Here is a 14,940-nt window from a genome sequence, read left to right on the forward strand (position 1 = left end):
AAATTGATAGCTTTATTGAAACAGCAAGTTGCTAAAGCTATGAAAACCAAACCAAATTCTAGGAGGAAATAAACTATGGCTACAATGTACTATGAACAAAACATCAACGAGGACGTATTAAAAGGAAAAAAAATCGCTATTATCGGTTACGGCTCACAAGGTCATGCACATGCACTAAACCTTAAAGAATCAGGCTTTGACGTAGTAGTTGGGGTTCGCCCAGGTGGATCATTCGATGCTGCGAAAGCTGATGGTATTGACGTGAAAACTGTGGCTGAGGCTGCACAAGAAGCAGATGTGATTCAAATTTTATTACCAGATGAGCGTCAAAAAGCCGTTTATGAAGCAGAAATTGCACCATATTTACAAGCTGGTAAAGCACTGATGTTTGCGCACGGCTTCAATATCCATTTTGGTCAAATTACACCACCAGCAGATGTTGACGTATTTTTAGTAGCACCAAAAGGACCAGGACATTTAGTTCGTCGTCAATTCCAAGAAGGTGCTGGTGTACCAGGTCTATTCGCTATCCATCAAGATGCTACTGGGCAAGCAAAAGATTTAGCACTTGCTTATGGGAAAGGAATTGGTGCTGCGCGAGGTGGTTTACTTGAAACAACATTCAAAGAAGAAACAGAGACAGATTTATTCGGTGAACAAGCGGTACTTTGTGGTGGTGCAACACAGCTAGTAAGAGCAGGTTTCGAAACGTTAGTAGAAGCTGGCTACCAACCAGAACTAGCTTACTTTGAAACGCTACATGAACTTAAATTAATTGTAGACCTAATGTTTGAAGGTGGTATGGCTACAATGCGCTACTCGGTATCTGATACAGCAGAGTGGGGAGATTATGTGGCAGGACCACGCATTATTGATGAAACTGTAAAGGCTCGTATGAAAGACGTGTTAACAGATATCCAAGATGGCACATTTGCACGTCGTTGGATTCAAGAAAATGAAAATGGTCGTCCAGAATATACAAAATTCAAGGAAGCTGGTGCGAACCACCAAATCGAAGAAGTTGGCGCGAAATTACGTGCTATGATGCCATTCATCAACGAAGGGAAAGAAAAAGTTGTGCGAGAAGTAGCGGCAAGTGCGAAAAATTAATATTTTCGATACTGCGCTTCACAATGGTGAACAATTGGCTGAGATCTACTTAACCGCAGCTGAAAATTTACTATGAGGATATATCGACTACCGGCCGTAACTCCTCTCAAGATGTTTAGAAGCTGCTATTAAATGCCATTAACCGTCATTTAATAGCATGCCTTCGGGAGCACATCCTGTATAGGTTTTAAAGGTAGTGAATCGTATGACATACCATTCACAAGTCGGATGCAATGATGATATGGCGTATTGTATCCATTCACAAAAAATTACGCGTAGACGTAATGAATGCGCCCACCTAAATTAATGGTAGGTGGGCGTCTTTACTAAATTAGCGAATGCGCTATACAAAGAAAGGTGTTTTGATGATGGAGAGAAAAATTACAGTACTTCCTGGTGATGGGATTGGCCCTGAGGTTGTTGCTTCTGCTGTACGTGTATTACAAGTGATTGGTAAACGATTTAATCATACTTTTCATTTAGGGTATGCAACAATTGGAGGTGCTGCTATCGACCAGCATAATAATCCACTACCAGAAGAAACAATCGAGATGTGTGAAAATAGTGATGCGATTTTATTAGGTGCTGTAGGTGGTCCAAAGTGGGATCAGAATCCACCTGAATTACGCCCGGAAAAAGGGTTATTGCGAATTCGCAAACACTTCGATCTTTTTGCAAATCTACGTCCAGTAAAGGCGTTCCCGAGTTTACTAGATGCTTCACCACTGAAACGTGAAGTAGCTGAAAACGTTGATTTAATGATTGTCCGTGAACTAACAGGCGGCGTATACTTCGGGGAACCACGTATGCGTACTGAAAATGGCGCAATTGATACAACGGTCTACTCAAAAGTAGAAGTGGAACGTATTGTTGAAAATGCCTTTGAGCTAGCACGTTTACGTGGCGGCAAATTATGCTCTGTTGATAAGGCGAATGTGCTTGAAACAAGTCGCTTATGGCGAGAAGTCGTAGAAGCTAAGAAAAAAGATTATCCAGATGTGATCGTAGAACATAATCTAGTAGACTCTGTGGCGATGAAACTTATTACAAACCCAGGACACTATGATGTTGTAGTCACTGAAAATATGTTCGGTGATATTTTAAGCGATGAAGCTTCTGTCATTACTGGCTCTTTAGGTGTATTACCATCAGCATCTATCCGTGGCGATAATTTTGGCTTATATGAACCAGTACATGGGTCAGCACCAGAAATTGCAGGGCAAGGAGTCGCAAACCCTGCAGCAACCATTCTTTCTGTCGCTATGATGCTACAATATTCATTTGGTTTAACAGAAGAGGCAGCAGAAATTGAGCGTGCTGTTAGTGCGGTATTTGATGATGGTTACTTTACAGCAGATCTAGCCCGTGACGGCAATCGTATTCTTTCGACAAATGAATGGACAGATAAAGTAATTAATGAAATTGATACTAGCTTTGTTTCACAAAGCATTATGACAACATATATTTAAAGAAATAGGTGAAGACAATGGGTAAAAATATAATTGAAAAGATTTGGGATAAACATGTAGTTTATCAGGAAGAGGGCAAACCGGACCTGTTATATATTGATCTTCATTTAATTCATGAAGTAACATCTCCGCAAGCTTTTGAAGGGCTACGTTTGAATGGACGTAAAGTGCGTCGTCCTGATTTAAGCTTTGCGACAATGGATCATAATGTACCAACGAAAAATTTACCGACTATCCATGATCCCATTGCACGCAATCAAATCGAAACATTGGCTAAAAATGCTGAAGAATTTGGCGTTGAGCTAGCAGGGATGGGTCACCCTGACCAAGGCATTGTACATGTTATCGGGCCTGAGCTAGGGCTAACACAGCCAGGTAAAACAATTGTCTGCGGTGACTCACATACATCCACTCACGGTGCCTTTGGGGCAATTGCTTTTGGGATTGGTACATCAGAGGTAGAGCATGTATTATCGACGCAAACATTATGGCAAAATAAGCCGAAGACGATGGAAATTCGTGTTGAAGGGGAGCTACAAGTTGGCGTAGCAGCTAAAGATATTATTTTAGCCATTATTGCGAAGTTCGGCATTGGCGTTGGTACAGGACATATTGTGGAGTTCACTGGAGAGGCAATCCACAAATTATCAATGGAAGAACGTATGACGATTTGTAATATGTCGATTGAGGCAGGAGCAAAAGCAGGGCTCATCTCACCTGACCAAACAACCGTCGATTATATTCGTGGTCGCAAATATGCACCCCAAGGTGAAAAATTAGAGGAAGCAGCTGCTTATTGGCTAAGCCTTGCCTCAGACGAGGATGCTACGTACGATACAGTTCGTATCATACAAGCAGAAGAAATTGAACCTATCATTACATGGGGTACCAATCCCTCGATGGGTACGGGTGTTTCAGGATATGTGCCTACACAGGCAGATTACGAGGATGACTCTGATAAGGCGGCACTTCAAAAAGCGCTTGCTTATATGGGCTTAGAGGAAGGGCAATCCTTAACATCCATTGACATCCAGCATGTCTTTATTGGCTCCTGTACAAATTCACGAATTAGTGATTTACGTGCGGCAGCTAATATCATCAAAGGACGCAAGGTGCACGATAAGGTCACAGCGATCGTTGTGCCAGGGTCACATACTACGAAAAAGCAAGCGGAGGCAGAAGGTTTGGATAAAATCTTTATGGAAGCTGGCTTTGAATGGCGGGAGTCAGGTTGCTCCATGTGTTTAGCCATGAATGATGATGTCGTACCAGCTGGTGAACGCTGTGCTTCTACATCTAACCGCAACTTTGAAGGACGTCAGGGCGCGGGTTCTCGTACACATTTAGTATCACCACCAATGGCAGCAGCCGCTGCGATTGCAGGTCATTTTGTTGATGTGCGTGAATTTGTCAAGGAAACTGTGTAAATCTTGCTTTACACGGAAGGGATGAGTAAAAATGGAACCAATTAATATCGTCAATAGTGTCATCACACCACTTGATCGTAAAAATGTCGATACAGATCAAATTATTTCAAAGGAATTTCTAAAACGCATTGAGCGCACAGGTTTTGGGCAGTATTTATTTTATCACTGGCGCTATGATGCGCAAGGCAATGAAGTAACAGACTTCGTATTAAATAAACCTGAATTTAAAGCATCAAAAATTCTAGTAGCACAAGATAATTTCGGCTGTGGCTCATCTCGTGAGCATGCACCATGGGCCATTTTAGATTATGGTTTTAATGTAGTAATAGCACCTTCCTTTGCAGATATCTTCCATAATAATTGCTTTAAAAATGGAATTTTACCTATTAAGCTAACAGAAGCCGAATGCGATAATATTCTGGCTAAAGGTTTGGCAAAGCCGTACACAATGGAAGTAAATCTGGCAGAGCAAACTGTAACGGGTGAAGATGGTACAGTGTATCAATTCTCGATTGATCCGTATTATAAGGAAACGTTACTCAATGGCTGGGATGAAATCGCCTTAACCTTTAAATACGAAGACCATATTGCTGCCTATGAAGCAAAGCGGATAGCCTATTAACTTGATAGACTGAAGACAACTTTATGTTGTCTTCAGTTTTTTCTTTTACAGTGAAATAAAGTAAAGCTGTTGATTTCCACTACTGATGGATCAATTAGCACCCAAAGATCATTTAGTATGAAAACTAGAGACTGCTATTGATTTCGTTTATTTATCTAGTAGAAAACCTCTCTTCAGCCTAACATCCAAGTATTAATCCCTTCATTCTCATGTCGTAAATGTTCGGCTTCCTCCACAGACGATTCCCAAATATGATGTTGAATGAGTTTCTGGTGATTTGTCTATTAAAGAAATGTTTAGCTTCCCCATACTCATATATAAATGGAAGGTACTAAGTTCTATGGTCTAATTGTGTCTTAGTGTTCAAATTATAAAAGAAAAAATTCCTAAATATAACATTATCTATTGATATTTTTACATAATATGTTATTTTAAAATGGGTAATATAGTACCAAATAATAAATATATTACCAAATAAGTAATGTAGTACTATAGGAGGACTTATTATGAAGAAAAAATTTAAATTCAATCAAGTGTTAATTGGGATTAGCACAATGGCACTGTCGTTAGGAGGGTTACAAGCAGAAGCATCAGCAGCAGAAAAAACGCCCTATAATGTATTACAAATGAAACCAATTGGCATAGAAACGTCGAAAGATGAAATTGTACACTCTACAAAGGCTGATGAAACATTATCATTTGATGAACGTTTGGAAATTGGAGATTTTTCGCAACATCCAGCTCCAATTATAGAACAGGCTGATACGAAGCAATTGCAGGAAAAGTACTCGATGGCAGAGCTTAATAAAATGAACGATCGTGAGCTAATTGATACGCTAGGAAATATTCGGTGGTATCAAATAACAGACTTGTTCCAATTCAGTGAGGAAACAAAAGCTTTCTATCAAAATGAAGAACGCATGCAAGTGATTATTAATGAATTGGGGAAAAGAGGAAGTTCTTTTATGAAAGATGATTCAAAGGGGATTGAAACATTTGTTGAGCTATTGCGTTCGGCTTTTTATGTAGCATTTTATAATAACGAACTAGGTTATTTAAACGAGAGAAGTTTCCAAGATAAGTGTTTACCAGCATTAAAAGAAATAGCTAAGAATCCGAACTTTAAACTAGGTACAGCTGAACAAGATAAAGTAGTATCTGCCTATGGGAAATTAATAGGTAATGCTTCTAGTGATGCGGAAACAGTTCAACTTGCTACGAAGATTTTAAAGCAGTATAACGAAAATCTCTCTACATTTGAAGACGAGTCGTCAAAAGGACAAGCTATATACGATGTAATACATGGCATTGATTATGACTTACAGTCGTATTTATATGATACTCGTAAAGAAGCTGATACGACGATGTGGTATGGCAAAATTGATAGCTTCATAAATGAAGTTAATAAAATTGCTCTTATACATAATGTGACAGATAACAATAGTTGGTTAATCAATAATGGCATTTATTATGCAGGGCGTTTAGGAGGCTTCCATAGTAATCCGAATAAAGGTTTAGAAGTTGTTACACAAGCGATGCAAATGTATCCATATTTAAGTGAAGCTTATTTTGTAGCAGTAGAGCAAATTACTACAAATTATGGTGGAAAAGACTATAGTGGAAAGACAGTAGATTTACAGCAAGTACGTGAAGAAGGAAAGGAGCAGTATCTACCGAAAACATATACATTTGATGATGGATCCATTGTATTTAAAACGGGAGATCAAGTAACAGAAGACAAAATTCAAAGATTATACTGGGCTGCAAAAGAAGTAAAAGCACAATATCATCGTGTAATTGGGAATGATAAAGCATTAGAACCAGGTAATGCTGACGATGTCTTAACAGTAGTTATTTATAACTCTCCAGATCAATATCGATTAAACCGTCAATTGTATGGATATGAAACAAATAATGGTGGTATTTATATTGAAGAGAATGGAACGTTCTTTACATATGAACGGACGCCAGAGCAAAGTATTTATAGTTTAGAAGAGTTGTTCCGTCATGAATATACACATTATTTACAGGGTAGGTATGAGGTTCCAGGTTTATTCGGAACAGGTGATATGTACCAAAACGAGCGACTAACATGGTTCCAGGAAGGAAATGCAGAATTTTTCGCAGGATCAACGCGTACAAATGACATTGTTCCACGTAAGAGTATTATTAGTGGCTTATCAGAGGATCCATCACAACGCTATACAGCTGAACAAACAATGTTTGCAAAATATGGATCATGGGATTTTTATAACTATTCATTTGCATTGCAGTCTTATATGTATAATCACCAATTTGATACATTTGATAGGATTCAAGATTTAATTCGAGCGAACGATGTGAAAAATTATGATGCGTATCGTGACACTTTAAGTAAAGATCCACAACTAAATGCGGAATACCAAGCCTATATGCAGCAATTGATTGATAATCAAGAAAAATACGAGGTACCACAAGTATCAGAAGATTATTTAGTGCAACATCAACCAAAAGCGTTAGACGAAGTGGAGCAAGAAATTGTCGATATTGCTAACCTAAAAGATGGAAATATGACAAAACATAAATCTCAATTTTTTAATACATTTACACTCGAAGGCACGTATAGAGGTAGTGAAACACAAGGTGAATCTCAAGATTGGAAAACGATGAGTAAGCAAGTGAACCAAGTATTGGAGCAACTGTCGCAAAAAGAATGGAGCGGCTATAAAACAGCGACAGCGTATTTTGTAAACTACCGTGTGAATGCGGCAAACCAGTTTGAATATGATGTTGTTTTCCATGGCATTGCGACGGATGAGGGAGAAAATCAAGCGCCTTTTGTAACTATAAATGGTCCATATACTGGAATCAAAAATGAAAAAATCCAGTTCAAAAGCGATGGTTCAAAAGATCACAATGGAGATATCGTTTCTTATCTTTGGGATTTTGGTGATGGAAAAACAAGTGAAGAGGCAAACCCTATTCATGTATACGAAGATGAAGGAACATACAATGTGATATTAACAGTGCAAAATGATAAGGGAATAGCAAGTAAAGCTAAAACAATTGTAACTGTACGGAGAGGGGAGCAGACAGAAGAGAATAATCATCCCGAAGAAGCGACTATCATTCCATTTAATATGCCTCTAAAAGGTAGTTTGATTGATAAGGATACGAATGTATATCAATTCGATATTACATCTCCAGAAGAAATAGATATTTCTGTTGTAAATGAAAATCAAATTGGCATGACATGGGTGCTTTATCATGAGTCTGATATGCAAAATTACACTTCCTATGGGCAGGAAGATGGAAATATTATAAAAGGAAAATTGAATGCAAAACCAGGAAAATATTATTTATATATTTATAAATTTGATAATGAAAACGGGACATATACAGTAAATGTACGGAATGGAGCGCAAACAGAGATAGAACCAAATAATCATCCCGAAGAAGCGACTATGATGCCATTTAATATGCTTCTAAAAGGTAGCTTGCTTGATGATGATAATACGGATATATATCAATTCGATGTTACATCTCCAAAAGAAATAGATATTTCTGTCGTAAATGAAAATCAAATTGGCATGACATGGGTACTTTATCATGAGTCTGATATGCAAAATTACACTTCCTATGGACAGGAAGATGGAAGTATTATAAAAGGAAAATTAAATGCAAAACCAGGAAAATATTATTTATATATTTATAAATTTGATAATGAAAATGGAACATATACTGTTAATGTACACTAATACTATTTTTTAAGATAAACGAAAATTCTTGTTTTTAGTGTGACGAGTAGCATTGAAAACTAAATAGTGTACGTAAGACATTCCTAGTTTAAAAAGCCCAATTTCTCTGTAATTAAATAGAGAAATTGGGCTTTGTTCTTACAATCGAGTTGAGTTTGTTTGAATCGTAAATTTTGAGACATTTTCCTGCATTTTATTAGCTAACTTTGCTAATTCTTCACTGGAATTGGCAATTTCATAAATGGAGTTTGTTTGATTTTGTAAATATGCGGCTGCTTCTTCCGTACCAGCTGCATTTTCTTCCGATATGGCAGATAAGTTTTGTAGAATATCTATTACTTCGTCCTTCTTTTCACCCATATTATTGCCTAAGTTATATAATTCCTCAATGACCGTTTTTATTTTTTCAATAGAGTTTGCAACATCTTCAAACTTGCCATTCGTAGTATTAACACTTGTAGCTTGAGAATTGACAATATGATTCACTTCTTGGATAGTCTGAACAGCTTGTCCAGTTTTTGCTGTTAAGTCTCCTATAACAGTGGCAATTTCCTTAGTGAATTGATTTGATTGCTCCGCCAATTTTCGTATTTCGTCCGCAACAACTGCAAACCCTTTTCCAGCTTCGCCAGCTCTAGATGCTTCAATAGCCGCATTTAAAGCTAATAAATTCGTTTGTTCCGAAATGGTTCTTATCATCTGGCTTGCATTTTGAATTTTCCCAGAGCTTTCGTTTGTCGTGAGAATGATGTCATAAATTTCTTTTGCTGCCTTATTATTTTCTTCTGTTTTAGCAACAAGCTCTTTTAATATGAGTAAGCTTTCATCTTTAATATGGCTTACTTCATCGACAAATAGATTCAGATTTTCTAAATGATCCTGATTACTTTCAATTAATTCTCCTAGCTCTCCAATACTTGCAGTCCCGTATTCGGTATCTTTTGCTTGTTCCACAGCTCCCTTAGCAATGTCTTCAACAGCAGATGATAAATCCTTTGAAGACTCTAAAGAAGTACTGGTTGCATCTCGCAGTTCTTCAGATGATGCAGTAACCTTATTCGAAGTTAGACTGATTTCATTAAGTAAATCAACAAAGTGATTTTGCATCTCATTTAAAGCATATGTAAGCTTACCTACTTCATCGTTTCTAGTTGTATATTTTGGGGGGATTAACTCAGTGAATTCTCCTTTTCCCATGTCATTGCATTTATCAACTGCTAACAGTAAAGGTTTGAACATTTTATTTAAAATAAAAATCATTAAAATAATGAATAAAATACAGCCAACAGCAACTGTAATAATTTCCTTTAGTAAAATGGCATTCGTAACTTTTGTGATGTCACCCTCGAAAATACCTACATCCATAGATCCGTAAAGCGTATTATTTATATAAATCGGTACCATTATATCGAACGTCCAACTTTTCTGAACATCCGCATAGAATCTACTAGTCATCGTTTTCCCATTTTTCGCTCCATCTACAGAGTAGGAATCATCTTCATAGTTTTTACCTATTTTCTCCTTATCACTATGGGCAATTGCCGTAACATTTTTATCAATGACAACTGCATAAGCAATTCCATTTTGTTGTACTTTGTTTTCAACGAAATTTTGCAGTTCCACTGTAGGATTAGAGTTAGAAACTAGAATATTCTCCACTTGACGTGCAATTTCATCGACCTGCTGTATACTCTTTTCTAATAAAGCATCTGAAACATTTTCTTTAACTGTCTTAATATTTAAATAGGAACTGATGCTGATAATCGAAATAAACAGTAAAAGTGATATTCCAATAATACGATTTTTTAAGCTTCCTTTTCTGACTCTACCATTTTTCTGCTGTTGACCCATAGACACTTACCACCTTCTTTTTATTATCTCTATTTTAAAATTAATTATAGTACTTTAGTTGTAGTTAATCAATATGATTTAGAACAAGGGTATTACTATAGCTTTTTCATTTTCATTGTTTTAAAAATATTACCTTAGTTGGTGAACTTCCTTATTTTCTAGGTTTTGTTAGCTGTTCATTTTCGTATTTGAAAAAGGCTTACCGCAAACCCTCTTATATCAACTATCTCTTGAAAATTTAACATATGGACAAATGAAGGAACGCTACTACAGGTGAGATGGTTTATGTTAAACATGGCAGGCAGCTTAAAAGAATTTTTATGCTTAAAGAGTATGTTTATTATGTAGTGAATGACCATTTTTAAACATAATGAAAAATGACAAAAGGAAGCGAGTATGAACTTCTCGCTTCCTTTTGTCGACAGTCTGAACAGTCTCCGAGAAATCGAAGCTGTTTTATTGTATCTTTTGAAAACCCCTTGCTATGCGAGGGGTTCTAAAGAGCTTCTAGCTATGGACAAGAAAAAAACCCCAATCGTACAATGAATTCAGGTCTGGTCAACCGACTTCGTACGAAAGGAGATCCAAATGGATAATAAAAGTTTAGCACACGCAACATGGAATTGTAAGTATCACATTGTCTTTGCGCCAAAATATAGAAGGCAGATTATTTATGGACAAATCAAAGCAGACATAGGTAAAATTTTACGCCAGTTATGTGAAAAAAAGGAGTAGAAATTATAGAAGCAACAGCCTGCCCTGATCATATTCATATGTTGGTGAGTATTTCACCCAAACTAAGTGTTTCATCGTTTGTGGGATATTTGAAAGGGAAAAGTAGTTTAATGATATTCGATCGACATACGAACCTGAAATACAAATATGGAAATAGAAAGTTTTGGTGTTGAGGATATTATGTAGATATAGTGGGAAGAAACAGAAAAATCATTCAGGAATATATAAAAAATCAATTACAAGAGGATATTCTTGAGGATCAAATGACCATGAAAGAATTCATCGATCCTTTTACAGGAGAAGAAATAAAAGCAAACAAACGAAAATAATAAGACCACTTTAGTGGTAGCTTGAAAACGGAGTGCGGTTGGCAGACCATTCAGAATGTCTTTAGACATGGGCCAGTACCCCAGCGTTTCACGCGCAGAGCAAGAGGCTGGGACATAACTCATTTTATTGAGAAAAAGCAAAAAAAGAATGTTATTTTTGTGATTTATTAAAGTTTATGTGTTCTAATAACGCAAAAAAATGTTAGACCAAACTTGTAAATGGTCTAACATTTTTTCTTTTGTCCCAGCCGCTCTGATTAAATAGCAATACAATATAGCTTTGAAATAAAGTTGCAGTGTTTACAAAAAAAGATAAGATGTTTGAAATAAAGCCGCAACGAAATGGCTATGTGTTTCAAGGAATATCCTGATTTAATCATTGTTTTGTTTGAGGAAACCCAGAAACATTTGCGCGAAACGCTACTAGAAATCCAAGAAGAATGAGGATAAACATTACCCATGGAAAAGATACTACATCAAATGATTCCATCAGGATTGCTCCAATTGCACTCCCTCCACCGATAGCGAGGTTCCAAACAGTAACTAGCATTGATTGGGCAATATCTGCACCTTTTTTAGCATTATCTGCTATTGCTGTTTGCGTAAGTGTTGCTGCTCCTCCAAAAGTTAAACCCCATAAAGCTACAGCAATGTAAATGATAGTAGGGTGACTAATTCCGATACCTAATAATAATGATGCCAATCCAAATCCGGCTAGACTCATTAACACTAAAGTACGTAGTATACGCTCAATGAATATACCAATAGCCCAAATTCCAACTAAAGATGCAATACCGAAAACGAGTAAAACCAAATCAACTCGTTGCGCAAGACCTGCTTCGGAGAGGTATGGTCCGATATAAGTATAAAGTATGTTATGAGAAAGTATCCAAACTAATACAACAAATAAAATTGGACGAACCCCAGGGGTAATGAAAACCTTGAGCAGGGTCATTCGCTTTTCAGATGTTTGCCCAGGAAAGTCAGGGATTTTCCAGATAATCCATAAAATCAATAATACTGCTAAGAGTGACATTATTCCGAAAACAGATCTCCAGCCAACAAGGGAACCGAGAAATGCCCCAGCAGGAACACCAAAAGCTAATGCAAGAGGAGTACCAATCATGGCCACTGCCATTGCCCTTCCCTTAAGTAACTCTGGCGCCATAAGTCGTGCATATCCCGCGCTCATTCCCCACAGGACGCCTGCCGTTACACCCGCAAAGAATCGAGCTATTATAGTTAAGGTAAAACTAGAAGAAAGGGCTGTAATAGTATTAAATACAAGGAACCCAATAATACATAAAAGCAGCAAGGGTTTCCTATGCCACCCTTGTGTTGCAGTGGTTATAGGAATAGCTGCAATTAGTGAGCCAAGAGCATAAGCTGTAATAAGTTGACCTGCAAGAGATTCGGACACAGCGAGTCCTTCACTTATCTGTATTAATAAACCAGCTGGTATAGTTTCGGTAAGGATACATATGAACCCTGCCATAGCTAGTGCAATTAAACCGGCCCAAGGGAGACGTTCTGAAGGTATTGCAACAGATTTTTCATTTTGTTTAGTTAAATCATTATTATTCATTTATAAAAGACCTCCTGATTAGTTGATAGAATTAATTATACTAATGTCATTTTTGATTTTACATTTGATAATAAAGGTATTATTGTGTATTTAGCTATAAAATTAATGTATTTTGATGATATTGCATTTGAAGTATAATATAATAATGTAGGAGGCATAGACACCTTCCAATAGGATTAGTTAAATTAGCTATTAATTGTGAAATGTCAGTATCGTATAAATGAAGGGGTGCTTAAATGGATAGTATTGATGCAGATATACTAATGCGTTTACAATCAGATGCTCGGTTGTCAATGACTTCCCTTGGAAAACTAATAGGATTATCTCAACCAGCAATAACAGAGAGGGTAAAAAGACTAGAAGAACAAGAAGTGATTAAGAGCTACAGAGCTATAGTTTCGAATGAAAAAGTTGGGAAATCCACTGTTGCGTTTGTCCTTTTCCGGACTACAAAGTGCAATAATTTCGTTGATTATTGTAAGCAGGCCTCACAAGTAGTAGAGTGTCACCGAATTAGCGGAGAATACAATTATTTGATTAAAGTAGTAGTTGAATCAACAAAGGAACTTGAATTATTTGAAAATGATAGTATGAAGTATGGCGATTCCACTACATTGATTTCCTTATCATCACCTATTGAAAACAAGTCATTGATACCAAATTTAAGTGTTGAGTAACAAGTAGAGAGGCTTTTCAATTTTTCCAGGGTGCTCCAATAGAAAACTTAATGAACATGCAGGATTTCAAATTACTGCTGTTTCTGCTTATCAAGTGATTTCATTGGATATATTAGAAAAGTATCTAGATGATTTTTCGGTTTTTGCAAATATATTACTATAAAATTAGCTACTGAAATGAATACAATATTGTGTTCATTTCAGCTTTTTCTGCTAATCAAAAAGAAGAAAGGTAGTGAAATTGATGATTACAGTGATCGGAAGTTTAAATATGGATTTAGTTGTACACATGGATACTTTTCCAAAACAAGGGGAAACCATTCTGGGCAATGCATTTCAAACGGTCCCTGGAGGAAAAGGGGCTAATCAAGCAGTTGCGGCAGCTCGTCTTGGCAGTGAAGTGGCAATGATTGGTTGTGTAGGTGAGGATTATTTTGGTAAGGCATTACAAGCCACTTTACAGCAGCAGCAGATTCAGACAGATGCGATTGTAACTAGTACTTCTTCTCCTACAGGTATTGCCAATATTCTTCTTTACAATGACGATAATCGAATCGTTGTTGTACCTGGAGCAAACTATGCGTTATCCCCATCTCACCTTGAAGCTTCTAAGGAATTGATACAAAAAAGTCAAATGGTAATCATACAGCTTGAAATCCCAAAGGAGACGACAGCCTACGCCATTCAATTATGTAAAGAAGCAGGTGTTTCTGTCCTATTAAATCCTGCACCAGCAGCCAATTTTGATATGCAATGGATGGAGGATATTAGCTATTTAACGCCAAATGAAACAGAATGTGCTGAAATTTTTAATGAGCCGTTCGAGCAGCTTTTAAAAAAGTATCCTAATAAAATAATTTTGACACGAGGTAGTGATGGTGCATGTTATTTCGATGGCTCCTATCCAATCCATGTACCAGGCTATATGACGACAGCTGTGGATACAACTGGAGCAGGAGATACGTTTAATGGGGCATTAGCCTATGCTTTAGTAGAGGGACAATCGTTGGATGAGGCCGTATACTTCGCCAATATTGCTGCTTCCTTGTCTGTAGAAAAATTTGGTGCACAAGGCGGCATGCCAACACTTGGCGCTGTTTACGCTCGGATGGCTGGAGTAGAGGAATAGACTTCATTTAGGAGAAAGGTCATTGCAATAGAAAAACAGAGGTAAATAAAAATGATAATACCTCATACTTCTATTAAAATTAGTAGAATTCAGAGGGGTACGCTGTTCCCTTTAGTCCGAGTAACCGCTCATATATGGAGCAGACATCGAATAAGTATAAGGATGAATTCCTATTTACTATATAATCACATAAGTACATTGTCCTCTTTTCATCAATCCATGTATTAGAAAAGCCATGGTTTCCTTTATAATAGTTTTATAGATACATA

At 37.0% G+C, this 14,940-nt stretch carries 9 protein-coding genes and 1 pseudogene; 8 read left to right on the forward strand and 2 right to left on the reverse strand.

Annotation, left to right across the window (positions count from 1 at the left end; genetic code table 11):
• Positions 1-75: 75 nt before the first annotated feature.
• The 5 genes from ilvC (at position 76) to MHI34_RS16885 (ending at position 8,365) form a co-directional block, all read left to right on the forward strand.
• Positions 76-1,110, forward strand: a complete 1,035-nt coding sequence (ilvC, locus tag MHI34_RS16865) for a ketol-acid reductoisomerase (protein WP_036123296.1) — start codon at positions 76-78, stop codon at positions 1,108-1,110.
• Positions 1,111-1,478: 368 nt separating this feature from the next.
• Positions 1,479-2,579, forward strand: a complete 1,101-nt coding sequence (gene leuB / locus MHI34_RS16870) for a 3-isopropylmalate dehydrogenase (RefSeq protein ID WP_342504479.1) — start codon at positions 1,479-1,481, stop codon at positions 2,577-2,579.
• 17 nt (positions 2,580-2,596) lie between these two features.
• Positions 2,597-4,006 carry a 3-isopropylmalate dehydratase large subunit gene (gene leuC, locus MHI34_RS16875; protein WP_271910172.1) on the forward strand — a complete coding sequence of 470 codons (1,410 nt, stop codon included), beginning with the start codon at positions 2,597-2,599 and terminating at the stop codon, positions 4,004-4,006.
• A gap of 31 nt (positions 4,007-4,037) precedes the next feature.
• Entirely contained in the window at positions 4,038-4,628 is a 591-nt protein-coding gene (leuD, locus tag MHI34_RS16880; RefSeq protein WP_058844543.1) for a 3-isopropylmalate dehydratase small subunit, read from the forward strand.
• 506 nt (positions 4,629-5,134) lie between these two features.
• Complete coding sequence (locus tag MHI34_RS16885) at positions 5,135-8,365, forward strand: collagenase (protein WP_342503686.1); 3,231 nt, start codon at positions 5,135-5,137, stop codon at positions 8,363-8,365.
• A gap of 138 nt (positions 8,366-8,503) precedes the next feature.
• Here the strand turns inward: MHI34_RS16885 and MHI34_RS16890 are convergent, their stop codons facing one another.
• The gene (locus tag MHI34_RS16890; protein ID WP_342503687.1) at positions 8,504-10,216 is read right to left on the reverse strand and encodes a methyl-accepting chemotaxis protein; all 1,713 of its coding nucleotides are present in this window, start codon (positions 10,214-10,216) and stop codon (positions 8,504-8,506) included.
• A gap of 588 nt (positions 10,217-10,804) precedes the next feature.
• On the opposite strand from MHI34_RS16890, the pseudogene tnpA reads away from it, so the two are divergent.
• Positions 10,805-11,280, forward strand: a pseudogene (tnpA, locus tag MHI34_RS16895) (IS200/IS605 family transposase).
• A 376-nt stretch (positions 11,281-11,656) separates the two neighbouring features.
• On the opposite strand, the gene MHI34_RS16900 reads toward tnpA, so the two are convergent.
• Positions 11,657-12,865 (reverse strand): MFS transporter, encoded by a 1,209-nt coding sequence (locus MHI34_RS16900; RefSeq protein WP_101966764.1) that lies wholly within the window; start codon positions 12,863-12,865, stop codon positions 11,657-11,659.
• 236 nt (positions 12,866-13,101) lie between these two features.
• On the opposite strand from MHI34_RS16900, the gene MHI34_RS16905 reads away from it, so the two are divergent.
• Together MHI34_RS16905 and rbsK are read left to right on the forward strand one after the other, a co-directional pair.
• Positions 13,102-13,542, forward strand: a complete 441-nt coding sequence (locus MHI34_RS16905; protein WP_036128330.1) for an Lrp/AsnC family transcriptional regulator — start codon at positions 13,102-13,104, stop codon at positions 13,540-13,542.
• A gap of 244 nt (positions 13,543-13,786) precedes the next feature.
• Complete coding sequence (rbsK, locus tag MHI34_RS16910; protein ID WP_342503688.1) at positions 13,787-14,671, forward strand: ribokinase; 885 nt, start codon at positions 13,787-13,789, stop codon at positions 14,669-14,671.
• The last annotated feature ends 269 nt before the right edge of the window (positions 14,672-14,940 follow it).

The sequence above is a fragment of the Lysinibacillus sp. FSL L8-0126 genome (genome assembly GCF_038630385.1).
GTDB classification, from domain to species: Bacteria; Bacillota; Bacilli; order Bacillales_A; family Planococcaceae; genus Lysinibacillus; species Lysinibacillus fusiformis_D.